This window comes from Roseateles sp. GW821-FHT09H11 (assembly GCF_059415845.1).
Genome location: NZ_JBWKOA010000001.1, coordinates 1,239,017 through 1,264,621, shown reverse-complemented (window position 1 = coordinate 1,264,621; position 25,605 = coordinate 1,239,017). Strand labels below are relative to the sequence as shown.

Sequence of the window (25,605 nt, the reverse complement as noted above, 5' to 3'; positions counted from 1 at the left end):
CCCGTAGTGCCCCGGCCGCCGTTCCCGTTCGGCGCCTCCCGTCCCGTGCCTCCCGTTCAGCGCGCGGCCGCCTCCGCGGGACGTGCGCTCCGATCGCGCTGCCGCCATTCCTGGATCAGTTCGACGACCGCATCCGGATCGGCCGGCTTGACCAGATGGACGTCGAAGCCGGCTTCGTGCGCACGGCGGCGGTCGTCCTGCTGGCCGTAGCCGGTGAGCGCGATCAACAGGCAGTCCATGCCGCCGGGCAGGGCGCGCAGGCGGCGCGCGACCTCATAACCGTCCAGGCCGGGCAGGCCGATGTCGAGCAGCACCACCTGCGGCGCCCGCGTGGTCGCGGCGTCCAGCGCGCTGGGGCCGTCGAGCTGCACCGCGGTGTCGAAGCCCGCGAGTTCGAGGAACACCGCCATCGAGTCGGCCGCATCGCGGTTGTCGTCGACGACCATCACGCGGCACGGGCACTGGTCCTCGTCGTGGTGCTCGTCTCCGCGGACATCGCCGCGAACTTCATTGCGAACGTCATTGCCGACCGCCATCTCGGCGCGCGGGGGCACGACGCGCTCCTCGGAAGCGACGGGCGCGGGCGGTGTCCCGAGCGACTCGTCCACGGCGGCGGGCAGGCGCACCTCGAACTCGGAGCCGTGACCGGGGCCTTCGCTGCGGGCCTCCACCTGGCCGTGATGGAGCTGCACCAGGCGCTGCACCAGCGTCAGTCCGACGCCGAGGCCGCCCTGGTTGCGGTCGAGTCCGCGCGGTCCCTGTTCGAACAGGTCGAAGACATGCGGCAGCAGCGACGCGGCGATGCCGCGTCCGTTGTCGCGCACGGTCAGCACGAACACGCCCTCTTGTCCGACGCCGTCGGTGTCCTGGTGGACGAGCGTCAGCTCGATGCGGCCTCCGGCGCCGGTGTACTTGCTCGCGTTGTGCAGCAGGTTGGTAACGACCTGGATCAAGCGCGCCGCGTCGCCGCGCACGCGCGCCGGGCGATCGGGCAGCGTCAGGCAGAGCTGCTGGCCCTGCCCGTCGATCAACGACTGCACCGGCTCCAGGCCGTGGCGCACGATGTCGCGCAGATCGACGGTCTCGTTCTTCAGCACGATCTTGCCCTGGCTGATCCGCGCCACGTCGAGGAGCTCGTCGACCAGCCGCGTCAGGTGCCGGGCCTGGCGATCCGTGACCGCGACCGCTTCGCCCAGCCGCCGGTCGCGGTCCTGCGCGTCGGGGTGCGGCTGGCCGTCGCGCGTGGACGTGTCGGCGAGCGCGCGCATCACCTCGATCGCGTTGCGGATCGGCGCCAGCGGATTGCGCAGCTCGTGCGACAGCATCGCGAGGAACTCGTCCTTGCGCCGGCTCGCTTCAAGCAGCCCGGCCTCGGCCTGGCGGCGTTCGACGATCTCGGCCTGGAGCGCGCCGTACAGCCGCGCGTTCTCGAAGGCGATCGCGGCGCGGCCCGCCAGTTCCTCCAGCGTCGGCCAGTCGGGCGGCTGATGCGGCTCGACCAGCAGCAGGCCGCCGAGCATGCGCTCGCCCGCGACCAGCGGCAGCACGACGCCGCTGGCGGTGTCGCGGCGCAGCGGCGCGCGGGGCGGGGGCTCGTCGTCGGGCAGGCCGGGCACGCCGGGCGGGAGGGCGGGGGCGAAGGCCGGGGGCGCGTGCGGCGCCGCGGAAGCGCCGTGCGGCAGAGGCGGCATCATCTGCTCGATCGCGGTGCGCGTGGCGTCGTAGAGCACCTCGGACAGCATCTGCTCGCGGCCTTCGATGAACGGGGCGGGTTCGCCGGCCGCGGGCGGCGCGTCGCAGCGCAGCACGCGCTCATGGCCGTGGCCCGCGTCGCGCAGCCACAGCAGGGCGCGCGGGGCGAAGTTCGGCACCAGCAGCGCGAGCAGGCGCCGCATCGCGACGTCCGCGTCCAGCGAGTCGGCCAGTTCCCGTCCCGCCTGCGCCAGGAAGATCGAGCGCCGCGTGTTCTCCTCGGCGGCGCGCTGCGCGGCCTCGGCGCGCGCGATGGCGATGCGCTCCAGCGCCTGCTGCCGCAACCGCTGCTGCATGATGAAGAGGTCGACGAAGACCCGCACCTTGCTGCGCAGCACGTCGGGGATGACCGGCGAGAGGATGTAGTCGACCGCGCCGAGCGAGTAGCCCTGCGCCGTCTGCAGCTCGTCCGCATACGCGGTGACGAAGATGATGGGCGTGTGCGCCGAGCGCCGGTAGCCGCGGATCAGCCGCGCCGTCTCCAGGCCGTCGATGCCCGGCATGTTCACGTCCATCAGGATCACCGCGAACTGCTGGCGCAGCACCTCGCGCAGCGCCTCGCTGCCGGAGCGCGCGATGACCAGGTGCTGGTCCAGGTCGGCCAGGATGGTCTCGAAGACGAGCAGCTTTTCCGGCAGGTCGTCCACGATCAGGATGCTGGCGCGCTCCGCCGCGTCCGGCGTCGCGTAGCCGTCGAAGAGGGCGCTCAGCGGCATAGCCAGCCCCGCAGCACGGTCAGCATGTTGGCGGGGTCGACGGGCTTGGACAGGTAGTCCCAGGCGCCGGCCTCGATGCACTTCTGGCGGTCGCCCTTCATCGCCTTGGCGGTGACGGCGACCATCGGCAGCTCCCGTCCGCGCGGCAGGCGGCGGATCTGCTGCATCGTCTCCAGGCCGTCCATCTCCGGCATCATGATGTCCATCAGCACGATGTCGATCGACGGGTCCTCCTGCACCAGCCGGATCGCCTCGCGGCCGTTGTCGGCGGAGACGATGACCATGCCGTGGCCGTCCAGCACGGTCGCCAGCGCGAAGATGTTGCGCATGTCGTCGTCCACGATCAGCGCCTTCTTGCCGGCCAGCGGGCAGCTGGTCTCCTGCGCGTCGTGCATTGCCTGGCGCTCGCCGTCGCCCATGTCGGCGGGCGCGCGGTGCAGCGCCAGCGCCAGCGCCGCGAGCGCCGCGTCGGTGCCCGTGGCCGTGCGCACCGGCAGGCCGTGCGGCCGGGTCCAGCGGCGCGCGGCGGCCTGTTCCTCGGAGGGCTCCGTGGCGCCGGCGGCGGCGGGCATCTCGGTGTTCAGCGCGACCACCGGCAGCGGCAGCGTGCCGGGCCGCGTCTCGAGCGCGTCCAGGACGTCCTGCGGACCGAAGGCGCTCGCGACTGCGTCGACCAGCAGCGCATCGACGCCGGGCAGCACGTCGCGCGCCTGCGCCGCGGTCTGGACGAACACCGTCTCGATGTCGTCGGCCAGCGGCGTCAGCAGCGCGAGCCGCTCCGGTCCTTCGGGCATCGCCACGGCCAGTCGCCGTCGCGGACGGTCCAGGTAGCGCTGCAGGTCGCGCAGCGCGACATCGACATCGTCGCGCGACTGCAGCGGCTTGGGCAGGAAGCCCAGCGCGCCGGCCTGCAACGCGCGTTCGCGCGCATCGTCGGTCGAGACCACGCACACCGGCAGGTGACGCATGTCCGGGTCGGACTTGAGCCGGTCCAGCACGCGCCAGCCCTGCATGTCGGGCAGGAAGATGTCCAGCGTGATCAGGCTGGGGCGGAACTCCTGCGCCATCGCCAGCGCGCCCGCCCCGGTGGTTGCCACGAGGCCCTTCATGCCGGACTGTCGCGCCGCTTCAAGCAGCACGTTCGCGAAGGCCAGGTCGTTCTCGACGATCAGCAGCACGCGGTCGCCGCTGCCGATGTCCTCGCGGTCGTCCTTGGCGACGTTGGCGAAGACGATGCTGTCGGGCGGCGTGTCCATCTGGACGCGGTGCGCGTCGAGCGGTGTCATGCCGCCATCGCCGGCGCCGTCGCTCTTGCCCTGGCCCTTGCCCTCATCGCGGCCATCGCCACGACCTTCGACCGGGCGGGCCTGCGCGGACGGCGCCCGCCGCGCGGCGGCGCGCTGCACGGCCGCCTCGGCCAGTTCGGCGGCGGAGATCGCGGCCGGGGAGTGGGTCGGCAGATCGTCGCGGTCATCGGCGGGCGCGGTCGACGGCGCGCCGCCGGCCTCGGGCTTGGCCGGCGCGGCCGGCGCCAGGCGAGGCCGCGCATTGCGCGCCGGCGTGTAGTGCTGCGGCAGGTAGAGCGTGAAGGTCGAGCCGCGACCTGGCGCGCTGACGAGCCGGATCTCGCCGCCCAGCAGCCGCGCGAGCTCGCGACTGATGGCCAGGCCCAGGCCGGTGCCGCCGTACTTGCGCGAGGTCGAGCCGTCCGCCTGCTGGAAGGCCTCGAAGATGATCTGCTGCTTGTCGGCGGAGATGCCGATGCCGGTGTCCGCGACCGCGAAGGCGATCACCTGGCCCGCGTGGTTGAGCACCTCGTTGTCGGCGGCCCAGCCGTCGGACGCCGCGGTGACGCTGAAGGTGACCTGGCCCTGGTGCGTGAACTTGAAGGCGTTGGACAGCAGGTTCTTGATGATCTGCTGCAGCCGCTTGACGTCGGTGACCAGCGACTTGGGCAGCGGCTGGTCCATCTCGACGGCGAAGCCGACGTGCTTGGAGTCCGCGAAGTGGCGGAAGCTGCGCTCCACCGAGCGCTGCAGCTCGTCCAGCCGCAGCTCGCTGACGTCCACGGCCACCGTGCCCGACTCGATCTTGGACAGGTCCAGGATGTCGTTGATCAGCATCAGCAGGTCGTTGCCGGACGCGTGGATGGTCTTGGAGAACTCGACCTGCTTGAGCGTCAGGTTGCCCTCGCTGTTCTTGCAGAGCTGGTCGGACAGGATCAGCAGCGAGTTCAGCGGCGTGCGCAGCTCGTGCGACATGTTGGCGAGGAACTCGGACTTGTACTTCGAGGTCAGGGCCAGCTGCTCGGCCTTTTCCTCCAGCGCCTGGCGGGCCTGTTCGACCTCGGTGTTCTTGCGCTCGACTTCCTGGTTCTGGTGGGCCAGCAACTGCGCCTTCTCCTGCAGCTCGCCGTTGGTCTGCTGCAGTTCCTGCTGCCGGCGCTGCAGCTCTTCGGCCAGCGACTGCGACTGGATCAGCAGGTCTTCCGTCCGCGTGCTGGCTTCGATCGTGTTGATCACGATGCCGATGGATTCGGTCAACTGGTCGAGGAAGGCCTGGTGGGTCGAGCTGAAGCGCTCCAGCGAGGCCAGCTCCAGCACGCCGCGCACGCGGCCTTCGAAGACCACGGGCAGCACCAGCACCTCCATCGCCGCGGTCTCGCTGAGGCCGGACGCGATGCGGAAGGCGGTGCCCGGCACGTTGGTCAGCAGGATCTTCTCCTGGTCCAGCGCGCACTGGCCGACCAGCCCCTGGCCGAGCGCCAGTTCCTTGCCGTGCGTGGCCAGGCCGCCGGAGGCGTAGCTGGCGATCAGCTTCAGGCGGGGCATCTCGCCGCGCATGTTGAGCACGAAGAACTCGGCCTGCTGCACGCCGACGACGGGCGCCAGTTCGCTGAGGATCAGCTGACCGACGGTGACCAGGTCCTTCTGGCCCTGCAGCATCCGCGTGAACTTGGCCAGGTTGGTCTTGAGCCAGTCCTGCTCGGTGTTCTTCTGCGTCGTGTCCTTCAGGTTGCGGATCATCTCGTTGATCGTGTCCTTGAGGGACGCGACCTCGCCTTGCGTCTCGACGGTGATCGAGCGCGTCAGGTCGCCCTGCGTCACGGCGGTGGCGACCTCCGCGATCGCGCGCACCTGGGTGGTCAGGTTGGCGGCGAGCTCGTTCACGTTCTCCGTCAGGCCCTTCCAGGTGCCGGACGCGCCCGGCACCTTGGCCTGGCCGCCGAGCTTGCCCTCGACGCCCACCTCGCGCGCGACGGTGGTCACCTGGTCCGCGAAGATCGCGAGCGTGTCCGTCATCGAGTTGATGGTGTCGGCCAGCGCGGCGATCTCGCCCTTGGCCTCCACGGTCAGCTTCTGCGCGAGGTCGCCGTTGGCCACGGCGGTCACGACCTTGGCAATGCCGCGCACCTGGCCGGTCAGGTTGCCGGCCATGAAGTTCACGTTGTCGGTCAGGTCCTTCCAGGTGCCCGATACGCCGCGCACGGTGGCCTGGCCGCCGAGGCGGCCTTCGGTGCCGACCTCGCGCGCGACGCGGGTCACTTCCGCGGCGAACGACGAGAGCTGGTCCACCATCGTGTTGATCGTGGTCTTGAGCTCCAGGATTTCGCCGAGCACGTCGACGGTGATCTTCTTGGAGAGGTCGCCCGCGGCCACGGCCTTGGTCACGTCGGCGATGTTGCGCACCTGCGAGGTCAGGTTGGACGCCATCGAGTTGACCGAGTCGGTCAGGTCCTTCCACGTGCCGGCCACGCCCTGCACGTCGGCCTGGCCGCCGAGCTTGCCCTCGGTGCCGACCTCGCGCGCGACCCGGGTCACTTCCGCAGCGAAGGAGCGCAGCTGGTCCACCATCGTGTTGACCGTGTTCTTGAGCTCGAGGATCTCGCCCTTGACGTCGACGGTGATCTTCTTGGAGAGGTCGCCCGCGGCCACGGCGGTGGTCACCTCGGCGATGTTGCGCACCTGCGAGGTCAGGTTGCCGGCCATGAAGTTCACCGACTCGGTCAGGTCCTTCCACGTGCCGGCCACGCCCTGCACGTCGGCCTGGCCGCCGAGCTTGCCTTCGGTGCCGACCTCGCGCGCCACGCGGGTCACTTCCGCGGCGAAGGAGCGCAGCTGGTCCACCATCGTGTTGACGGTGTTCTTGAGCTCGAGGATCTCGCCCTTGACGTCGACGGTGATCTTCTTGGAGAGGTCGCCCGCGGCCACGGCCTTGGTCACGTCGGCGATGTTGCGCACCTGCGAGGTCAGGTTGCCGGCCATCGAGTTGACGGAGTCGGTCAGGTCCTTCCAGGTCCCGGACACGCCTTCCACGCGGGCCTGGCCGCCCAGCGAGCCTTCGGTGCCGACCTCGCGCGCGACGCGGGTCACTTCCGACGCGAACGAGCGCAGCTGGTCCACCATCGTGTTGATGGTGTTCTTCAACGTCAGGAACTCGCCCTTGACGTCGACCTCGATCTTCTTGGACAGGTCGCCCTGCGCGACGGCGGTGGTGACGTCGGCGATGTTGCGGACCTGGTCGGTGAGGTTGCCGGCCATCGAGTTGACGGAGTCGGTCAGGTCCTTCCAGGTCCCGGCGACGCCCTTGACCTCGGCCTGGCCGCCGAGCTTGCCTTCGGTGCCGACCTCGCGCGCGACCCGGGTCACTTCGGCGGAGAAGTCGCCGAGCTGCTCCACCATCCGGTTGATGGTCTTGGCGGTGTGGAGGAACTCGCCCTGCAGCGGGCGGCTGTCGACCTCCAGCGCCATGGACTTGGTGAGGTCGCCCTCGGCGACCGCGCCGATCACGCGCGCGGCTTCACTGGTGGGATGGACGAGATCGTCGATGAGCGCGTTGATGCAGTCGATCTGCTGGCCCCAGAAGCCGCGCAGTTCGGGCAGGGTGGCGCGCTGCTTGAGCCGGCCTTCGCGGCCGACGACCTGTCGCAGGCGGGAGAGTTCGGCGGCCATCGACGCGTTCTGCTCGACCACCTCGTTGAAGGCGTCGGCGAGCTTGCCGGCGACGCCGGTCCAGTGGAAGGGCAGCCGCACGTCCGGGTCTCCGCGGCGCAGCGCATGGAGCGCCAGCAGCATTGCATTCAGGTGCTCGGCCGGGACCACGGCCACCCCTTCTTCCAAGACGCTCATTGAGGACTCCCGACGGCCGTCTGATCGCGGCTCAACCGATCGACTTTAGCCGTGCGACAACGCGGGCGGGACCTGGGTTTAGGAGGGCAGGGCCGGGCACGCAGCTTGCCGATATGCGGTGTGGACGGACGGCGGATGCCGCCCGCGCTTTGTCGTGCGCGGGCCGCTGTTGCGTCGTGTTGCATTCAGGGAGAAGACTTCGATGTCCGATACATCGCCTCACGCGGCGTCCCACACGTCGCCGCACGCGCTGAGGGTCCTCGTGATCGACGACGACCCGGAGGGCGCGCGCAGCCTCAGCGAGTTGTTCCGCTGCTATGGCTGCGCGACCTCGGTCGCCTACAGCGGCCGGGTGGGGCTGCGCCTGTTGAAGCTGTTCAAGCCGGAGCTGGTGTTCGTCGACTTCGACATGCCGGACATGAACGGCCTGGAGGTCGTGTCCGAAGCCAAGCTGATCGACGCCGAGGCCGGCCGCCACGTCATGTACGTGTGCCTGACCGGCGGTGGACCGGAGATCACGGACGAGTCGGCCGGGTCGGCCGGATTCAATCGCCTGCTCTACAAGCCGCTGAACGTGACCGACCTGCTGGCGGTATTGCTGGCGGCAAGACCGGGCAATTTCGCGGCAGGAAGCAACGCGCCGGCGATCCGTCCCGCGCGTCCGATGTACAGGGATCGCACACCGAAACACTGAGTGTGGCGGCGACGCCATGGCGAATGTCGACGACGCAGCTCGCTGATGCGCTGGCAATCAATTACTTGCTAAAAGCAATCAATTGGCGGAGCATGCCGCCATGTCCGATCCTGACCGCATCGAAGCCGTCCGCCGCTTCAACCGCTTCTACACGCGCCGCATCGGGGTGCTCAACGAAGGCCTGCTGGATTCCCCGTTCAGCCTGACCGAAGGGCGCATCCTTTTCGAGCTCGCGCATCTCGAGAACAGCGACGGCATCACCGCCACCGACCTCGGTCGTCTGCTCGACCTCGACGGCGGCTATCTGAGCCGCCTGCTGCGCGACTTGAAGGAGCGCGACCTCGTGCGTGCGACCCGCAGCGCGGTCGACGCGCGCCAGTCGCTGCTGCAGCTGAGTCCGGCGGGGCGCAAGGCCTTCAAGCCGCTGGAACGGCGCTCGCAGGAGCAGGTCGGGGCGTTGCTCGGCCAACTTGGCGAGGCGCAGCAGACCGAGCTGCTGCAGGCCTTCCGCCGCGTGCAAGGGCTGCTGGAAGCGCCCGACGACAAGCCCGCGAAGCAGGGCTTCATCCTGCGCCCGCACCGGCCTGGCGACATGGGGTGGATCGTGTCGCGGCACGGCGCGCTCTATGCGCGCGAGTACCAGTTCGACTTGCGCTTCGAGGCGCTCGTGGCGCGCATCGCCGCCGACTTCATCGAGCGCTTCGATGCCCGCCGCGAAGCCTGCTGGATCGCCGAGCGCGACGGCGCCAACATCGGCAGCGTGGCGTTGGTGCAGGCGCGCGACGAGACGACCGACGCGCCGATCGACGGCGTCGCGCAGCTGCGGCTGCTGCTCGTGGAGCCGGCCGCGCGCGGGCTCGGACTGGGCGATCGGCTCGTCGCCGAATGCCACCGCTTCGCACGCGAGGCCGGCTACCAGCGCGTGCGGCTGTGGACCAACAGCCAGCTCGATGCGGCCAAGCACATCTATCGCAAGGCGGGCTACCGGCTGACGGGGACAGAGCCCTTCCAGGGATTCGGGTTGGACCTTGTCGGCGAAACTTGGGAACTCGATCTTGAGAGGACCGCGTGACGGCGCCGCTGTCGGCGACGTTCCCGACATCCTCCTGTTTCCTTCCCGACCATGACTCTCGATCAATATCTTGACTGGAGCGGCCTGCGGGCCGACCTCGCCGACGCCGCCTCTTCCCCGTCGTTCACGGAGGCCGTGCGCGCGCACCGGGCGGCGCTGCAAGCGCTGCTGACACCGGAAACGCTGGCCGCCTCGCCGGTGAGCTGGAGCTTCCGCGTGCCGGAACTCGGCGAAGGCGGCGCCTGCTCCCTGTTCGGCCAGTTGGCGGAGCAGCCTTATGAGCTCGCCGGCATCCTGGGCGGGCAGGGCGCTGACAACCGGCGCCTGCTGGCCGAAGCCACGATCGTCACGCGCTATTACCGCGAGCACAGCCGCAGCCACTGGTTCGGCGTGTATCAGGCGCGGCGCAAGTCCGCCGACGAGTCGGTGCTGGTGAAGCTGGCCTACTTCGGCGCGGAGAGCCGCGCCGAGTTCCCGTTGACCGAGGCCTTCGCCGCAGGCAGCAACAACAGCGCCGTGGGCCTGAGCGGCCGCGCGCGCCTGATCAACGACGTGGCCGCGTTCGTGGCCGAGGGCGGCGGCTACTACACCTGCGATCCGAAGGTGAAGGCCGAAGCCTGCCTGCCGCTGTTCGACGCCGACCGGCGCGTCGTCGGCATCCTCGATTCCGAAGCCTTCGACAAGGACTTCTTCGGCGGGGACGAGCTGGCGCTGGTGATCGCCGTGGCGATCACGCTGTCCGGCGGCCTGATCGCGCAACCGCAGTGAGGCGCGGAGAGCCCGAGGCGGAGCACCGCCTCGGAATGCGGTCCTGCCACCGCCGCCTCACGCCACGGTGATCACGATCTCCGCGTATTCGCTCGGCACGACCAGTCCGCGACCGCCGCCGACGTCGAGCTCATCCAGCAGCGCGCGGATGTCGTCGCTCAGCGCGGCCTGGCCCGCCGGATCCAGCGCGCCGAAGGCCTTGTGCGTTGGACCGTAGTAGTCGCGGAAGACCTGCAGGAAGTGGTCCGCCGAGCGATAGCGGAAGTTGAAGTGCCTGCGCTGCACCCGCAGCTCCTGCGCCTTCGGCCCGAACAGCGTGACCAGATGCGACTCCGCGCCCCACAGCGCCGGTGAACGCACGCCCGCCGGTGGCGGCACGTGCGCGCCGATCGTCTTGAACAGCCGGCCGATGAAACCCTCCGGCGTCCAGTTGGCCAGGCCGATGCGACCGCCCGGACGGACCACGCGCAACAGCTCGCGCGCGGCGCTGGCCTGGTCCGGCGCGAACATCACGCCGAAGGTGGACAGCGCCACGTCGAAGCTGCCGGCCTCGTAGGGCAGCGACTCGGCGTCCGCCACCTCGAAGCGGACGGAGAGACCTTCGGCATCGGCGCGGCGGCGACCGCGATCGAGCAGCGCCTCGACGTAGTCGGTCGAGGTCACGTCGGCATACCGGCGCGCGGCGGCCAGCGTCGCGTTGCCGTTGCCGGCCGCGACGTCCAGGACGCGCTCGCCGGCACGCAGGTCGACCGCCTCGGCCAGGGACTCCCCCACGATCTGCAGCGTGGTGCCGACGATGGTGTAGTCGCCGCTGGCCCAGGTGGCCTGCTGGCGTTGCTTGATGGCGGTGTAGTCCGGCACGGCGGTGCTGCCGACAGCGGAGGCGGGAATGTTCGCGGGGGTCGTCATGTCTCGGTTCCTTCAAACTGGGGGGTGTCCGGCGGTGCGTCCGTCGGTGTGCCTATGATTCCGAGGCACCGCGCCGGGCGCTTCACCCGATGTCGCGCCGCTTTGCTCGAACGTCCGCCGTCGCGGCGGCATCGGCCATGTCCCACGACCCCCACGACCCCCACGACCCCCACGCGGCTCCCACGTCCGACTCCCCGTCCGACCTTCCGTCAGACCGCTCGTTCGACCGCTCGTTCGACCGTGCCTCCGATCGCGCGTCCGACCCTCTGTCCGATGTGCTGCGCAGCGTGCGCCTGCGCGGCTCGGTGTTCTTCCATGTCAGCTGCCGCGACGACTGGGCCGCCTGGGCGCCGCCGTCGCGTGAGCTCGCGCCGGCGGTGATGCCCGGCGCCGAACACGTCATCGAATACCACCTGGTGGTCAAGGGCGAGTGCTGGATCGCCCTCGACGGCGAGGCGCCGCGGCGCCTGCAGGCCGGCGACATCGCCATGCTCCCGCATGGCGATGCCCACGCGGTGTCCAGCGCGCCTGGCTTGCACCCGGCGCGCGGCGACGGTCTGCTGTTCCAGCCCGAGGACCCGAAGCCCATTCCTGTGACCTACCGCGGCTTCATGGTCGAGCCCGGCCTGCTGCCGTCGGAGGACGCGAGCGCCGTGCTGCTGTGCGGATTCATCGCCTGCGACCTGCGGCCTTTCAATCCGCTGATCGACGCGCTGCCGCGGCTGCTGGTGCTGCCGCGGGACTCGGTCGGTGAGTGGGTGGCGCCGATGTTGTCGCACGCGGCCAGCGAGACGGTGAGCCGGCGCGCGGGCACGGCGGCGATGCTGGAGCGGGTCAGCGAGATGGTGTTCGTCGACGGCGCGCGCCGCTACCTGGAGAGCTTGCCGGCGGCCTCGCGCGGCTGGCTCGGCGCACTGAAGGACCGGCAGGTCGGCCACGCGATCACGCTGATGCACGGCGATCCGTCGGCGCCGTGGACCCTCGAGGAACTGGGGCATCGCGTCGGACTGTCGCGGTCCGCGCTGCATGAGCGCTTCGTCTCGCTCGCCGGCATGCCGCCGATGCAGTACCTGACCCATTGGCGGATGCAATGCGGCGCGCGGCTGCTGCGCGAGAGCCGGGCCGCGGTGGCGGCGATCGCGCTGGAGGTCGGGTATGACTCGGAGGCCGCGTTCTCGCGCGCCTTCAAGCGCGCGGCAGGACTGCCGCCGGCGACGTGGCGACGGGCGCAGCAAGGGAGCGCGGCGGCCTGACGTCCCCTTCCTCAAGTCCCCTTCCTTGATGACGCGCCGGCCCGCCGGTTGGCCTTGGCGGGCCGCTCGGGATTACGCTGGCGGTGCCCACTCCTGGAGCCCGCCGTGAGCCTCGAAGAAAGCTTCCGCGACAGGACCTTCGTCGTCGACGACCCGGATGCGCGCATCCGCCGCGACGACGATCTGATGGCCTTCGTGACGTCGCCGGGCGGCGGCTTCAAGACCATCGCGAAGGGCACGTCGGTGACGATCGTCGCGGTCAGGCTCGAGGAGGCCGGCAGCAAGAAGCGCATCGTCTTCGGTCGCGCGGCGGCGGCCGCCGGCGGGAATGTCCTCGGCTGGACGTCGACGCGCAACCTCGCCGGCACCTTCATGAACGAGACGATCGGCCTCGTGCCGCCCGAGCCCGGTGCCAACCGCTTCGGCCCGAATGCCGCGTGGGACAACGGCGAGTTCCTGGAGCAGCTCGACCTCGTCGCGATCGTCGACTCGAACCTCGAGATCGAGCGCCTGGCGATGAAGACCATCGCGCCGTTCGCCGCGCTGGTGGCGGCCGCGAAGGACGACGGCGTCAGGATCACGCTCAACAGCGGCTTCCGGTCCTACCCGGAGCAGAAGCTGCTGCACGACGGCTTCGTGCGGGGACTGCCCGGATTCAACACGGCGGCGAAGCCGGGCTTCTCCAAGCACCAGAACGGCATCGCGTTCGACCTCTCCGTCGCGGGCGGCGACGGCAACCCGACCTACAGTGGCTCAAGCGGCATGCCACGTCCTTCGGCTTCGTCCGCACGGTGAGCCGGGAGCCGTGGCACTGGGAGTTCGACGAGGCCCGCGCGCAGCGGGCGCTCGCGAGCGGCACCTTCAAGACGCCGAATGTGAAGGACTGAACGAAGCGCGCTTACTCCCTCTCCCTCTCCCGCTTGCGGGAGAGCAACCATGTCAAGCGCCTCTTGCTCCCTCTCCCGAAGCTTGCGGGAGAGGGCAGGGGTGAGGGCCAGCGGCCTCGGCAGTCCACCGGCACTGGCGCCGGTCAAGCCGCCTGAGCGCCCGGCCGTCCCGCCTCCACCGCAAAGCGCGCCGCGGTGAACATGGGGCTCTTCGCGTCCCACGGCGTCCGCACGCTGCGCAGCTCGGCTTCCAGCCGCTCGGCGCGCAGCTCGAAGCGCATGTAGCCGCGCTGATCGCTGCGGCCATAGCGGATGTGCGGATTGAAGGGCAGGGCCTGGTCCAGCCGCGACTGCTCCGAGCCGTTGCTGGAGATGGACGTGCCGCAGAACTCGCTGGCCAGCACCGGGGCTGTCGGGTCGTCCCAGTCGAGCTTCAGGTCGGACACGTAGTTCGCGTGCACGTCCCCGCCGAGCACCACCGCGTTGGGCACCTGCCGCGCCGCGAGGTCGCGCAGCAGCCGCTCGCGGGCGAAGGGGTAACCGTCCCAGCCGTCGGTCCAGTAGCGGCCCGGCCCCTTCGCCGGATCCTGCGAGTTGAAGCGCGCCATCAGCGTCTGCTGCGCGAGCAGGTTCCACGGACGCGTCGCGTCCCAGCTGTCGCGCAGCCACTGCTCCTGTGCCGCGCCCAGCAGCGTGCGCTGCGGATTGCGCAGCGACGGGCAGTCCTTCAGGTCGACCGTGTTGGAGCCGCCGCGGCCCGGTTTCGGGCAGGCCTGCGGATCGCGCCACGAGCGGTCGTCGATCGTCACGAGCCGCGCGAGGCTGCCCCAGTCGTAGCGCTGGTTCAGCGTCATGTCGGCGCCGCGCGGACGCAGGTGCTTCGGGAAAGGCTGGTGCTCCCAGTAGGCCTGCGCGGCGGCGATGCGGCGCTCATGGAAATCGGGGGCCAGGTCTTGCGACACGTCGCCCGCCCAGTCGTTCTGGGTCTCATGGTCGTCCCAGGTGAGGATCCACGGCGCGTTGGCGTGCATCGCCTGGAGCTGCGGATCGCTCTTGTATTGCGCGTAGCGCTGGCGGTAGTCGTCCAGCGTGCGGCACTGGCCGCCGCGATGCCGGCGCGGTGCCTTGCTGTCGACCGCGGTGGCGGACTCGTAGATGTAGTCGCCGAGGAAGAGCACCAGGTCGAGGTTCTGCGTCGCCATGTCGCCCCAGGCGGCGTATTCGCCGTGGTCGTAACGCTGGCAGGACGCGATGGCGAAACGCAGCGACGACGCGGCGGCGCCGGCGGCCGGCGAGGTGCGCGTGCGTCCCACCGCACTCTGCTGGCCCAGCGCGCGGAAGCGATACCAGTACCAGCGGTCGGGGCGCAGGCCCGCCGGCTCGGCGTGCACGCTGTGGGCGGTGCCCGGCTCGGCGCGCTCGGTGCCGCGCGCGACGATGGTCTTGAAGGCCTCGTCCTCCGCCAGTTCCCATTGCACCGGCACCTCGGCCGGCAGCCGGTCGCCGATCAGCCGGGTCCACAGCACGACGCGCTCGGCGCGCGGGCTGCCGGAGGCGACGCCCAATGCAAACAGGGGCGCCTCGGCGGCGTCGGCATGACGGAGCAGGGCCGGCGCGCAACCGGCGGCGAGGGCGGCCTGCAGCAGGCCGCGGCGCGAGGGGGTCCAGAGGCAAGTCATGACCCCGGAGCGTAGCCGCGAAGCCTGACGGCCCCGTGACCGCCGATGGGATCCGATGCCCCTGACTACCTCTCCCGGGTGACCTGTAGCGGGCTGCATCAGGCGTAAGAGTTGGTCAAGGCGAGGCAAAGAACCTGGAAGGATCGTTGATCATTCGCCGCCTTTTTGCAGATTCGTATGTCGCACTCATGACGGTTCCCTACCCGAAAGCGGTCGTGTCCGCTGCCGCGTTCATCGCCGCAGCGTCGTTCGCCGCGTACAAGGCGGGAGGCAGCAGTCAACCCGAACCCAGCGTGAGCGCTGCCGCGCAGGGCGGCGGCGCCAACGCGCGCGCCTTCGCCGGCATGGGGCCCGTGCGGCCGCCGGAGCCGCCGGCACCGGCCATCAAGAAACCGAAATTCGCCTTGACCGGCGCGGTGCCGACGCCGCCGCCGGTCATCCCGCCGGCGCCCGTTCCGGCGACCGTGACGGCGCGATCGAGTCCGTCCGTGCCGATGCGCTTCGCCGTCTCCAGCGTGTCGACGCAGCCGGTGGAGCCCGCGCCCGCGCCGGTGCGCGCCATGGCGCTCTACCTGCCGGGACCTTCGTCCGCGCCGTCGCCTGCACCCGCTCCCGCGCCGACACCCGCTCCCGCGCCTGCACCGGCGTCGGCGCCCGTGCAGGTGTCTCCGCCCGCGCCGACGGTGACGCCGGAACTGCTGGGCGTCGAGCTGGCGCAAACGCATGTGATCCCGGCCCACGGTCGCACCCTGCAGTCGCCCAACGAGGCCAAGCTCAACAAGAGCCGCAAGCTCCAACTGGTCGCCGACCGCGCGGCGCTGCTGATGCTGCAGCCGTCCACGACGGCGGGCTCGGTGGGCTCGCTGCTGGTCCGCGCGAAGCTGGCGGACGGTCGCACGCTCGGTCCGTTGACGATGAACACGCCGGGCCGGCTGCCGACCTCGGACGGCGGCGGTGTTGCGTATTCGTCGGTCAAGTACAGCGCGCTGCTGCCCAAGGAATGGGTGCAGATCGGCGCGACGCTGGAAGTCGGGCAGACCGATTTCTCGTCGCCGCGGACGATCGCATTGACCGTCACGCCGGCCACGACGCTGAAGCATCACACGGTGCCGATCTACCTGTTCGGCGCGCGCGCGTCGCAATCGGTCGTGCCCGACTTCAACCTCAGCGCGTTCTCGACGGCGGGGTATCCGATCGACCTCGAGTACCGCGAGAAGCTGCCCATCGCGAAGCTGGACGCGCGTCTTGCCGGCGCGGTCACGATCGACCAGCTGGCGGTGCCCGGCCGCAACGACGACAAGTTCTGCTATCCCGCGATGACGGTGTCCTCGTGGGCCGACTACCGCGCCATCGATGGCGACACGAATGCCCGGATGCTGCGTCTCCTGCGCGACCTGCGCGGCTGGACGGCCAACCGCGACCAGGCCTTCGCGGCGGGCTTCTACGGCTTCGTCCAGACCCTCAGCGGCGGCAGGCAGGTCGCGGCCTCGACCGGCGGCGGACTGGGCGGCAACGGCGTGGCCGTGTCGGGCGGCGACTACCGGCCGGACACGATCTACTCGGCGATCTTCAATCACGAGATGGGCCATGCCTACGGGCTGCCGCATGCCGATGCCGCGGCGGAGGCGGGCGACGATCCGTACAAGCTGGGCACGAAGAGCGGCTCGGCCTGGGGCTTCGACAGCGTGAAGCAGCAGCTGCTGACAACGCGCGAGTTCAGCGGCCAGTCCTGCGACACGCGCACCGTCGACGGCGTCTGCTATCAGCGCACGCCGATGTCCGGCGGCGACGACGACCGCAACGCGGCGAGCTACCGGTGGAACGCGTTCTCCGACTACCAGGCGGCGGTCCTGCAGCAGGGCTTCCTGGACAAGCTGTTCCCGGACTCGACCTTCGACGGCGGCTACAAGCGCTGGAACCGCACGACGGGCGCCTTTGAGAAGATTTCGAACGACGACCGCGCGCGTGCCGGCACGGACGTGCTGCAGCTGGACCAGCAGGTGCAGACGGTGATCGGCACGGTGTCGCACTTCAATGCGGCGCCGACGGCCAGCACGATGGTGGTGACGCCGGCGTGGACCGGCAACCTGCCGCAGCGCATCGATCCGACGGTGCAAGGCGATGTGGACCGCCTCCTCAGCGACAAGCCCGGCGGCTGGAGCGGCTACTACTGCGTGACCAGCGGCTGCGACTACACGCTGGTGGCGACCTATGCCGACGGCACGGTGCTGCGCCACCTGCTGCCGATCGGGTACCGCGACTGGAACAAGCCCAACGATGCGACCGGCTACAAGCGCGGCGCGAAGGACGCAACCAGCGCGGACAACTTCGCGACCTACGCGGTCAACCTGCCGACCGGTCGCGGCGGGCTGGTGAAGCTGCAGCTGTTCAGCACGCCGCACGGCTCGCTATGGCAGACGCGGTTCACCGCGATGAACGCGGCGGACTTCGGCGGTACCTTGCCGCTGGTGAACGAGTGGACGCCGGCCGACGGCACCACCGGCGGCCGAGGCGCGCCGGGGACGACGCAGTTCGACACGGCGTCGTGCAAGGTCGGCGCGGTGGTGAAGCGGCCCGCGCGCTGACCCTTCAATCCGCCGTCATGTTGGCGCTGCGCGCCACCTTGCCGAGCCGTTCGTACTCCTGCGCCGACAGCGTCGCGAGCTCCGCGGCGGTCGATGACTTCGGCGAGAACCCGGCGGCGACCAGCTTCTCCTTCACGCCCGGATCGGCCAGCGCGGCCTTCAGCGCCTGCTCCAGGCGGCGCACGACCGGCGCGGGCAATCCGGCGGGACCGTACACGCCGAACCACGGTTCGATCGCGTAGCCCGGCAGGCCGGCCTCGGCCAGCGTCGGCACGTCGGGCAGCGCCGGATTGCGCTGCGAGCCGGCCACCGCCAGCGCGCGCAGCTTGCCGGCCTGGATGTGCGGCAGCGACGCGGGCAGGTTGTCGAAGGCGACGGGGATCTGGCCGCCGATCAGGTCGGTGATCAGCGGCGCGCTGCCCTTGTAGGGCACATGCACCCACTCGGTGTGGCTGAGCTGGCCGAACAGCACGCCGGCCAGATGCATCGAGGTGCCCGCGCCGGCCGTGCCGAAGGGCAGCCCCGGATTTTTCGCGACATGGGCGCGCAGCTCGGCGACGGTCTTGACCGGCAGGGACGGTCCGACCTCGAGGACGATCGTCGAGTTCCCGAGCAGCCCGATCGCGCTGAAGTCCTTGCGCGGATCGAAGGACATCTTCTTGTAGATGTGCGGGTTCAGCGCGTTGGTCGAGATGGCGCCCATGCCGACCGTGTAGCCGTCGGGCGCGGCCTTGGCGACCGCGTCCATGCCGAGGTTGCCGCCGGCGCCGCCACGGTTCTCGATGACGACGGCCTGCCCCAGCGTCTGCGACATGTGCGCGCCGACGGTGCGGGCCACCAGGTCGGTGGTGCCGCCGGCCGCGTAGGGCACGATGAAGCGGATCGGCTTGGTGGGGAAGGCGTCCTGCGCGAAGGCGGGCAGTGCGGCCCACGCGCCGAGCAGGGCGGCGGCGGTTGTGGCGAGGATCGCTCGACGGGAGGAAGCGCGGCGCGACAGACCGGAGGCGGCGGAGCGCATCGGGCGGAGGACGGGCCGGGGGGCAAAGCGGGGCATGGACATGAGGTCTCCTGATCTTGTGGATCGATGAGACGTCGATTCCCCGCGCATCACGAGCGTGATTACCCGGGCGGAGCGTGCGGCGGACGCGCAGATCGCCCGTCGTCCGGCAAGGCGCGCGCGCCTCGCCCGAACGCCTCGCGAGGGCTGGCCTGCGAAGGGAAGGTCCCGCTCAATCCGGTTTGATCTTGGCGGCGGTGATCAGCTTCGTGTAGCGCTCGCGCTCCGCATGCAGGTGCTTGGCGAAGGCCGCGGCGTCGCCGGGCGTGCTCTCGCCGCCGGCCTGGGCCAGGCGTTCCTTGACCTCGGCCGACTGGGCGGCCTTGACGGCGGCGGCGCTCAGCGCGGCGAGCACCGGCTTGGGCGTGCCGGCCGGCGCCATCAGGCCGTACCAGACCGAGGCCTCGAAACCGGGGAAGCCGGACTCCGCGATCGTCGGCACGTCGGGGAACAGGCTGGAGCGTTTGGCGCTCAGCACGGCGAGCGGGCGCAGCTTGCCGCTCTTCCAGTGCGGCAGGATCTCGAGCGCGTTGAGCGCCACCACGGGCACCTGGCCGCCGATGACGTCGGTGAGCGCCTGGGCGCCGCCCTTGTAGGGCACGTGCATCAGGTTGATCTTGGCGGCGCTGGCGAACAGCTCGACGGCCAGATGCGGCGTGGAGCCGTTGCCCGGCGTCGCATAACCGACGGATTCCGGCTTGGCCTTGGCGGCCTCGACCAGCTGGGCCAGCGTCTTGTACGGCGACTCCGGGTTGACCGCGATGATGACCGGCACGCGGCCGATCAGCGCGACGGGGGCCAGGTCTTTCTCCGAGTCGTACGGCGGCGGCTGGTAGAGGGCCATGTTGGCCGCGACGGCGTTGGCGGCCATCAGCAGCGTGGCGCCGTCGGCCGGCGCGGACACGACGGTGCGGGCGGCGATGTTGCTGCCGCCGCCGGGTTTGTTGTCGACGATGACGGGCTGCTTCAGCTCGGCCTGCAGCCGCACGGCGACCGCGCGGGCGACCACGTCCACGGCGCCGCCGGCCGAGTAGCCGACGACGATCTTGAGCGGACCGGCGGGGAGGGATTGCGCGAACGCGAGCGGGGCGGCGAACGCCATCGCGGCGCCGGCCCAGAGGAATGCTTGTCTCTTCATGGGGACCTTGTGGGGGAATCGGCGCCGGAGACGGCGCGCTGCGGGTCGGACCGGGAGGAGCCGCCCGCGCGCATTCTGGTCGGTGGCCTCGCCGCGACCAATGCTGGAATGGCGCTAGCTGTTATGCCGGGGCGGCATGGCGGGGGACCGGTGTGAACGCGTCACATCAGGTCCTCTGGCGAGACCTGGGGAATCAACGACGCATGCTTTGCGATGAACTCGCAACGATGTTGGAGGCGTGCGGCCATGGCATCCAGCAATGCCGTGGGCACGCCTTGCTCCTCCAGCATCGGACGTGAGTTTTTGAGCGCCTTGGGCAGTCGGGTGCTCAAGGCCCGGATTCGCGTTGCCAGTTGTCGCGGTGCGAGGGCGCATTCCAGGGCCATGCTCGCCCACTGGAATGCGCCGAGTTCGTCGAGATGGAACGCATCGCCGATGCCCATGGCGAAGCTCGTGCTCATGTGCTCGTCGGCCACGGCTTCGACGTCCACGAGGTCGTAGGCGGGCGCCAGGCGCAGCAGCCCGGGATGCCGTTCGATGAAGAACGACCAGTTCTTGCCATGCGCATCGGTGTTGCCGATGAGGACGTTGAAGATCACGCGATCCAGGAGTTGCGATTGCATCTCGAGCGGCGTCGTGCCGATCGCAGCGAGTCCGAACAGCTGCTGCATCGACGCCCCGTCGCGCAGATGCTTCACCGCGTCCTGATCGCCGTAGGCGCGTTCGTACTTGAGCTCGGGCGTGAGCCCCAACGCCTGGCAGGCGTCGATGATGTGCAGCCGCTCGACCCGTCCGTCTGCCGAGCGCCTGCGATCGAAGCGCTGGACCAGCAGCACTGGCTCCGGCACGTGGAGCAGGCGGGTCTTGGCGGCCGGAATACCGACGGCGGCGGCGAGGTGCATGCAGACATGCTCGATGGCCGGAAGCTCGCCGAAACGTGGATCGAGCGGTGCTGGCTTGAGGATGACCGTCGAGGCGAAGTCGCCGCCGTTGGCGAGGAAGAACTCGTTGTCGTCCTCGAAGACTGCGATCTTGTCCTGAAGCCCGGCAATCGACAGCCTGACCTTGCCGTCCCAGACGGAGAAGGGCGTCTGGAGGCGCCCCCGGATGCGTTCGCTCAGCTCTGCGGGCGGCAGCGGGCGCAGTGTGCTTCGACCGATGTCGATCCGTGGCGGCGTCGATGCATCGGCCAGACTGACGCTCAGCGCGCCCGCCGTCTCGGTGCCCAGGGCCACCAGCAGTCCCGCCAGATTTGCTTTCGACAAGCCATTCGCCTGTGCCGCCACGTCCAGGGCCTGCCCTTCCGGCATGAGGTTCTGGAAGAACGCTCGGGTGATCGCGGAGCGCGTCTCTGGCGATAGGTCCCCGAATCGCGCCGGACCCGATGCCTGCGAGAGGAGTCGCGGCGCCATGTGCATCTGGGGGCTCAGAGGGAAGGTGCCGGGCCAGTGCTCCCACTCTTCGGCATAGCTGAAATCGAAAAGCGTGCCAGCCGGGTCGTACGCGAGAGTCCCAACGCGGCGGTCTGCCGCCCAGATCGCGAGCTTGATCACTTTGCGGGTCCTTCCACGCGTCCGTTCAGGGAGCGGGTGCGTTCGGCGCTGGGGCCTCCCCATGGAATGGGGTCACTCACGCGCAGATGCTGGAGCGCGCTCGCGGCCTCGTAGTGCGTCACCAGCGGCGTCGTGAAGAAGGCGACGCCGAGATCCCGCGCGACGCGCAGCGCCGTACCCAATGCCACCGTCCCCTTGCCGCCTTCAAGATCGCTCATCGTCGCCTTGCTGATGCTCAGCGCCTCGGCGGCGGCTTCAAGGGTGATGCCTGCCGCCGTCCGGGCAGCACGGACTGCCTGCCCGAAGGCCAGGGCGTCCCGAACCATGGGGTCGGGAAAAGGTTCGCGAACAACTTTGCGCATCTTTCCTCCTGTTTTACCAGGACTATACGCCTATCAAGTCAATGGAGTTGTATTCGGATGGTTTGGCAGGTTTTTACTAGCATGCATCATTTTAAGCATCTATCCGACTGCTTTGCCAGGATTTAAGGCTCACCGTTTCCGCTTGACCTTCGGGGCGAACAGCGCCTCCGCCTGCTCCAGGAACATCCGTGCCAGCGGCGCGCGCGGGCTCCGTGCGCTCCAGACGAAGCCGCTCTTGCGGACCGGTGCCGTGCCGGGCAGCGGCACCTTCTGGATCGACAAGCCGCTGGACCACAGCGCCGACCAGTCCGGCAGCAGCGAGATCCCCAGCCCCTGGTCGACCATCGCGGCGATGGACATCAGGCCGTTGATCTCCAGCCGCCGTCGCGGGGTCAGGCCTTGCTGACGCAGGTATCGGTCCGCCAGCTGACCGCCGAGCACGGAGCGGTCGTACTGGATGAAGGGCTCGGTCTGGAGCAGGTCGTGCGCGTCGCGCCGGGCGAGCTCCTTCGGCGCCACGACGACGAGCGGCTCCGTCATCAGCTCGCGCCACTCGCAGGTCTTGGGGATCGTGAACTGAGGCTCCACCACCACCGCGGCGTCCAGGTCGCCGGCCGCGACCAAGCGCACCAGCTCCGTCGACGCGTTCGAGACGACCGAGACCGAGAGGTCGGGATGGCTTGCGTAGAGGCGCCGCAGCACCGGCGGCAGCACCGTCGTCAGCGCCGAGACGAACGCGCCCAGGCGCAGTTCGCCCAACTGCACCTTCTCGTTGGCGAGCGCGCGCAGGTCGCGCTCCTCGCGCAGCATGTTGCGGGCACGGTCGAAGATGTTGAGCCCCGCCGCCGTCGGCTTCACCGAACGCCCCGAGCGCCGGATCAGCGCCGTGCCGAGGTCGTCCTCCAGCGCCTTCAGGCGCGCGGCCACCGCCGGCGCGGTCATGTCGAGCCGCCGCGCGGCCTCCGCGATGGAGCCGCACTCCACGGTCGTCACGAAGCTCTGAACGTAGCGCAGATCCATCCCGGCGTCCTTCATCCCTCGCCCCGACCGGGCGGCTCCGGAACATAAGGAATTTTTTGCTCTGAAGCAATGGGAAGCAAATTGTTCTCAGGTCGTCTTTGGCCAACCATCGCTACCCACAACGACTCATAACAACCCCGCTGACCACAGCCAGGAGACAACATGCCCCGTTCATTGCCGCGCTCATTGCCCCGTCCCGTGCTTCGGACTTCCGGCGTCCGTCGCCGCCAGGTCCTCGCCGTCGCCGCCGCGGCGGCGGCGTCCTCGCTCGTCCTGGGCGGATCCGCCGCCGCCGCGACCTGGCCGGACAAGGTCATCACGATGATCGTGCCGTTCTCGCCCGGCGGCGCCACCGACATCATCGGCCGCATCCTCGCGGCGGAGCTGTCGACGGGGCTGGGCAAGCAGGTCATCGTCGAGAACCGCGCCGGCGCGGGCGGCAACCTCGGCGCGCAGGCGGTGGCCAAGGCCGCGCCCGATGGCTACACGATCCTGATGGGCGCGATGACCTCCCACGCCACCATCGCGACGCTGGAGAAGGGCAAGGTCCGCTACGACCTGGTCAAGGACTTCCAGACCGCGGCCGTCGTCGGCAGCGTGCCCCTGGTCTTCGTGGCCAACCCCTCGGTGCCGGCGAAGTCGCTGAAGGAGCTCGTCGCCCACATCCAGGCGAATCCCGGCAAGACCTCCTTCGGCTCCTCCGGCGCCGGCGCGCCGCAGCGCATGGCGTCGGAGATGCTGAAGCTCCAGGGCAAGCTCGCCACCGACAACATCCCCTACCGCGGCAGCGGCCCCGCCGTCACCGACCTGATCGCGGGTCAGATCCAGTTCATGGCCGAGACCGTGCCGGCGGTGCTGCAGTTCATCAAGGGCGGCAAGCTGACGCCGCTGGCCGTGGCGGCGTCCGCGCGGGATCCCAACCTGCCCGACGTTCCGACCACGGCCGAGGCGGGCTTCCCCAGCCTGCTGGCGACCTCGACCTTCGGCGTGCTGGTGCCGGCGGGCACGCCGGCGGACGTCGTGTCGCGCCTGAACGCGGAGATCTACAAGGCGCTCAAGAAGCCCGAGGTGCTGGCACAGTTGGCCCAGCAGGGCGTGGTGGCGCAGGCGCCGCTGACGCCGGCCGCCGCGCAGGAGCGCCTCAAGGGCGAAGTGACGACATGGGCCAAGGTCATCGCCGCGGCCAACATCAAGGCAGACGAGTGAGGCAGTCGTGAGCGATCAACCCAAGGGCCTGAAGAAGGGCCTCACCCACTACGGCGACCAGGGCTTCTCGCTGTTCCTGCGCAAGGCCTTCATCAAGGGCGCGGGCTACACGGACGACGCGCTGGACCGCCCCGTCATCGGCATCACCAACACCGGCAGCAGCTACAACCCGTGCCACGGGAACATGCCGCAGCTGCTGGAGGCGGTGAAGCGCGGGATCATGCTCGCCGGCGGGCTGCCGATGGACTTCCCGACGATCTCGGTGCACGAGAGCTTCTCGGCCCCGACCAGCATGTACCTGCGCAACCTGATGTCGATGGACACCGAGGAACTGGTGCGCGCGCAGCCGATGGACGCGGTGGTGCTGATCGGCGGCTGCGACAAGACGGTGCCGGCGCAGCTGATGGGCGCGGCGTCGGCGGGCATCCCGGCGATCCAGCTGATCACCGGCTCGATGCTGACCGGCAGCCATCGCGGCGAGCGCGTCGGCGCCTGCACCGACTGCCGCCGCTACTGGGGCAAGTACCGCGCGGACGAGATCGACGACCAGGAAATCGCCGACGTCAACAACCAGCTCGTTGCGAGCGTGGGCACCTGCTCGGTGATGGGCACGGCCAGCACGATGGCCTGCGTGGCGGAGGCGCTCGGCATGACGGTGCCGGGCGGTGCCTCGCCGCCGGCCGTCACGGCGGACCGCATCCGCGTGGCCGAGCAGACCGGCGCACAGGCGGTGGAGCTGGCGCGCAAAGGCCTGACGATCGACAAGATCCTGACGCCGGCGGCGTTCGAGAACGCGCTGCGGGTGCTGCTCGCGATCGGCGGCTCCACCAACGGCATCGTGCACCTGACCGCGATCGCTGGCCGCATGGGCATCGACATCGACCTCGCGGGCCTCGACCGCCTGGGGCGCGAGACGCCGGTGCTGCTGGACCTGAAGCCGTCGGGTCAGCATTACATGGAGGACTTCCACCACGCGGGCGGCATGGCGACGCTGTTGCGCGAGCTCAAGCCGCTGCTGCGCCTGGAGGCGCTGACGGTCACCGGCCGCACGCTGGGCGAGGAGATCGAGCGCGCCGGCGAGGGCTTTCCGCAGGACGTCGTGCGGACCTTCGACCGGCCGATCTATCCGCAGGGCGGCCTGGCCGTGCTGCGCGGCAACCTGGCGCCCGGCGGCGCGATCATCAAGCAGTCGGCGGCGGATCCCAAGCTCATGGAGCATGAGGGCAGGGCGGTTGTCTTCGAGAACAGCGCGGACCTCGCCGCGCGCATCGACAGCGACGACCTCGACGTGACCGCCGACGACATCCTGGTGCTGAAGAACATCGGGCCGAAGGGCGCGCCGGGCATGCCCGAGGCGGGCTACATCCCGATCCCGCGCAAGCTCGCGCGGGCCGGCGTGAAGGACATCGTGCGCGTGTCCGACGGCCGCATGAGCGGCACGGCCTTCGGGACGATCGTGCTGCACGTGACGCCGGAGGCGGCCGTGGGTGGCCCGCTCGCCCACGTGCGCAACGGCGACCGCATCCGGTTGAGCGTGAAGGACCGGGAGATCGCGCTGCTGGTCTCCGACGAGGAACTGGCGAAGCGTGCCGCCGAGCACCCGGTCGTCGAGCCGACGGCGGAGCGGGGCTATCGCAAGCTGTTCCTGCAGACCGTCACGCAGGCGGACCAGGGCGTGGACTTCGACTTCCTGCGCGCGGTGAAGACGAGAGGCAAGGCCCCCGAAGACCGCTGAGCACTGTCTTACCCCCTCTCCCGCTTGCGGGAGAGGGCAGGGGTGAGGGCCAGCGGACTAGGCAGTCAGCAAGACGGCTTCCGCACTTCC

Annotated in this window: 17 protein-coding genes; 8 read left to right on the top strand and 9 right to left on the bottom strand. The window is 70.0% G+C overall.

Annotated features, from left to right (window positions below; translation table 11 throughout):
- Nucleotides 1-56: 56 nt before the first annotated feature.
- Both AC07PR_RS05285 and AC07PR_RS05280 read right to left on the bottom strand, forming a co-directional pair.
- Nucleotides 57-2,468 carry a response regulator gene (locus AC07PR_RS05285; RefSeq protein ID WP_495134619.1) on the bottom strand — a complete coding sequence of 804 codons (2,412 nt, stop codon included), beginning with the start codon at nucleotides 2,466-2,468 and terminating at the stop codon, nucleotides 57-59.
- Nucleotides 2,459-7,597: a HAMP domain-containing protein gene (locus AC07PR_RS05280; protein ID WP_495134618.1), complete on the bottom strand. Its 5,139-nt coding sequence runs from the start codon at nucleotides 7,595-7,597 to the stop codon at nucleotides 2,459-2,461. Before AC07PR_RS05280 ends, AC07PR_RS05285 begins: the two co-directional genes overlap by 10 nt.
- 202 nt (nucleotides 7,598-7,799) lie before the next feature.
- Here AC07PR_RS05280 and AC07PR_RS05275 point away from each other — a divergent pair, with 202 nt between their 5' ends.
- The 3 genes from AC07PR_RS05275 (at nucleotide 7,800) to AC07PR_RS05265 (ending at nucleotide 10,131) form a co-directional block, all read left to right on the top strand.
- A complete protein-coding gene (locus AC07PR_RS05275) occupies nucleotides 7,800-8,291 on the top strand; it encodes a response regulator (protein WP_377155589.1) in 492 nt (163 codons plus the stop codon).
- 100 nt (nucleotides 8,292-8,391) lie between these two features.
- Complete coding sequence (locus AC07PR_RS05270) at nucleotides 8,392-9,363, top strand: bifunctional helix-turn-helix transcriptional regulator/GNAT family N-acetyltransferase (RefSeq protein WP_495134617.1); 972 nt, start codon at nucleotides 8,392-8,394, stop codon at nucleotides 9,361-9,363.
- A 51-nt stretch (nucleotides 9,364-9,414) separates the two neighbouring features.
- The gene (locus AC07PR_RS05265) at nucleotides 9,415-10,131 is read left to right on the top strand and encodes a GAF domain-containing protein (RefSeq protein WP_483106022.1); all 717 of its coding nucleotides are present in this window, start codon (nucleotides 9,415-9,417) and stop codon (nucleotides 10,129-10,131) included.
- A gap of 57 nt (nucleotides 10,132-10,188) precedes the next feature.
- Here AC07PR_RS05265 and AC07PR_RS05260 read toward each other — a convergent pair whose 3' ends face one another.
- The gene (locus AC07PR_RS05260; protein WP_495134616.1) at nucleotides 10,189-11,040 is read right to left on the bottom strand and encodes a class I SAM-dependent methyltransferase; all 852 of its coding nucleotides are present in this window, start codon (nucleotides 11,038-11,040) and stop codon (nucleotides 10,189-10,191) included.
- 137 nt (nucleotides 11,041-11,177) lie between these two features.
- Between AC07PR_RS05260 and AC07PR_RS05255 the strand changes: the two genes are divergently transcribed.
- Together AC07PR_RS05255 and AC07PR_RS05250 are read left to right on the top strand one after the other, a co-directional pair.
- Nucleotides 11,178-12,293 (top strand): AraC family transcriptional regulator, encoded by a 1,116-nt coding sequence (locus tag AC07PR_RS05255; RefSeq protein ID WP_495134615.1) that lies wholly within the window; start codon nucleotides 11,178-11,180, stop codon nucleotides 12,291-12,293.
- Between the two features lie 105 nt (nucleotides 12,294-12,398).
- The gene (locus tag AC07PR_RS05250; RefSeq protein WP_495134614.1) at nucleotides 12,399-13,088 is read left to right on the top strand and encodes a M15 family metallopeptidase; all 690 of its coding nucleotides are present in this window, start codon (nucleotides 12,399-12,401) and stop codon (nucleotides 13,086-13,088) included.
- Between the two features lie 235 nt (nucleotides 13,089-13,323).
- Here the strand turns inward: AC07PR_RS05250 and AC07PR_RS05245 are convergent, their stop codons facing one another.
- Nucleotides 13,324-14,859, bottom strand: coding sequence for an alkaline phosphatase D family protein (locus AC07PR_RS05245; RefSeq protein WP_495134613.1), 1,536 nt, complete (start codon nucleotides 14,857-14,859; stop codon nucleotides 13,324-13,326).
- 188 nt (nucleotides 14,860-15,047) lie between these two features.
- Here AC07PR_RS05245 and AC07PR_RS05240 point away from each other — a divergent pair, with 188 nt between their 5' ends.
- Nucleotides 15,048-17,444, top strand: a complete 2,397-nt coding sequence (locus AC07PR_RS05240; protein WP_495134612.1) for a M66 family metalloprotease — start codon at nucleotides 15,048-15,050, stop codon at nucleotides 17,442-17,444.
- A 4-nt stretch (nucleotides 17,445-17,448) separates the two neighbouring features.
- Here the strand turns inward: AC07PR_RS05240 and AC07PR_RS05235 are convergent, their stop codons facing one another.
- From AC07PR_RS05235 to AC07PR_RS05215, 5 genes are all read right to left on the bottom strand, one after another.
- On the bottom strand, nucleotides 17,449-18,462 hold the full coding sequence (locus tag AC07PR_RS05235) for a Bug family tripartite tricarboxylate transporter substrate binding protein (RefSeq protein WP_495134849.1): 1,014 nt from the start codon (nucleotides 18,460-18,462) through the stop codon (nucleotides 17,449-17,451).
- A gap of 211 nt (nucleotides 18,463-18,673) precedes the next feature.
- The gene (locus AC07PR_RS05230; protein ID WP_495134611.1) at nucleotides 18,674-19,639 is read right to left on the bottom strand and encodes a tripartite tricarboxylate transporter substrate-binding protein; all 966 of its coding nucleotides are present in this window, start codon (nucleotides 19,637-19,639) and stop codon (nucleotides 18,674-18,676) included.
- A gap of 161 nt (nucleotides 19,640-19,800) precedes the next feature.
- Entirely contained in the window at nucleotides 19,801-21,192 is a 1,392-nt protein-coding gene (locus AC07PR_RS05225; RefSeq protein WP_495134610.1) for a HipA domain-containing protein, read from the bottom strand.
- Nucleotides 21,189-21,554, bottom strand: a complete 366-nt coding sequence (locus tag AC07PR_RS05220; protein WP_495134609.1) for a helix-turn-helix domain-containing protein — start codon at nucleotides 21,552-21,554, stop codon at nucleotides 21,189-21,191. The genes AC07PR_RS05225 and AC07PR_RS05220 overlap by 4 nt, the downstream gene beginning before the upstream one ends.
- A gap of 129 nt (nucleotides 21,555-21,683) precedes the next feature.
- Nucleotides 21,684-22,574: a LysR family transcriptional regulator gene (locus AC07PR_RS05215; protein ID WP_495134608.1), complete on the bottom strand. Its 891-nt coding sequence runs from the start codon at nucleotides 22,572-22,574 to the stop codon at nucleotides 21,684-21,686.
- A gap of 162 nt (nucleotides 22,575-22,736) precedes the next feature.
- Between AC07PR_RS05215 and AC07PR_RS05210 the strand changes: the two genes are divergently transcribed.
- The gene (locus AC07PR_RS05210) at nucleotides 22,737-23,780 is read left to right on the top strand and encodes a Bug family tripartite tricarboxylate transporter substrate binding protein (RefSeq protein ID WP_495134607.1); all 1,044 of its coding nucleotides are present in this window, start codon (nucleotides 22,737-22,739) and stop codon (nucleotides 23,778-23,780) included.
- A gap of 7 nt (nucleotides 23,781-23,787) precedes the next feature.
- Nucleotides 23,788-25,515, top strand: a complete 1,728-nt coding sequence (locus tag AC07PR_RS05205) for an IlvD/Edd family dehydratase (protein WP_495134606.1) — start codon at nucleotides 23,788-23,790, stop codon at nucleotides 25,513-25,515.
- Nucleotides 25,516-25,605 lie beyond the last annotated feature (90 nt).

Excerpts from the sequence above, each read along its gene's own strand:
- AC07PR_RS05285 (WP_495134619.1), bottom strand. The coding sequence starts at position 2,468 with ATGCCGCTGAGCGCCCTCTTCGACGGCTACGCGACGCCGGACGCGGCG.
- AC07PR_RS05280 (WP_495134618.1), bottom strand. The coding sequence starts at position 7,597 with ATGAGCGTCTTGGAAGAAGGGGTGGCCGTGGTCCCGGCCGAGCACCTG.
- AC07PR_RS05275 (WP_377155589.1), top strand. The coding sequence starts at position 7,800 with ATGTCCGATACATCGCCTCACGCGGCGTCCCACACGTCGCCGCACGCG.
- AC07PR_RS05270 (WP_495134617.1), top strand. The coding sequence starts at position 8,392 with ATGTCCGATCCTGACCGCATCGAAGCCGTCCGCCGCTTCAACCGCTTC.
- AC07PR_RS05265 (WP_483106022.1), top strand. The coding sequence starts at position 9,415 with ATGACTCTCGATCAATATCTTGACTGGAGCGGCCTGCGGGCCGACCTC.
- AC07PR_RS05260 (WP_495134616.1), bottom strand. The coding sequence starts at position 11,040 with ATGACGACCCCCGCGAACATTCCCGCCTCCGCTGTCGGCAGCACCGCC.
- AC07PR_RS05255 (WP_495134615.1), top strand. The coding sequence starts at position 11,178 with ATGTCCCACGACCCCCACGACCCCCACGACCCCCACGCGGCTCCCACG.
- AC07PR_RS05245 (WP_495134613.1), bottom strand. The coding sequence starts at position 14,859 with ATGACTTGCCTCTGGACCCCCTCGCGCCGCGGCCTGCTGCAGGCCGCC.
- AC07PR_RS05240 (WP_495134612.1), top strand. The coding sequence starts at position 15,048 with ATGACGGTTCCCTACCCGAAAGCGGTCGTGTCCGCTGCCGCGTTCATC.
- AC07PR_RS05235 (WP_495134849.1), bottom strand. The coding sequence starts at position 18,462 with ATGCGCTCCGCCGCCTCCGGTCTGTCGCGCCGCGCTTCCTCCCGTCGA.
- AC07PR_RS05230 (WP_495134611.1), bottom strand. The coding sequence starts at position 19,639 with ATGAAGAGACAAGCATTCCTCTGGGCCGGCGCCGCGATGGCGTTCGCC.
- AC07PR_RS05220 (WP_495134609.1), bottom strand. The coding sequence starts at position 21,554 with ATGCGCAAAGTTGTTCGCGAACCTTTTCCCGACCCCATGGTTCGGGAC.
- AC07PR_RS05215 (WP_495134608.1), bottom strand. The coding sequence starts at position 22,574 with ATGGATCTGCGCTACGTTCAGAGCTTCGTGACGACCGTGGAGTGCGGC.
- AC07PR_RS05210 (WP_495134607.1), top strand. The coding sequence starts at position 22,737 with ATGCCCCGTTCATTGCCGCGCTCATTGCCCCGTCCCGTGCTTCGGACT.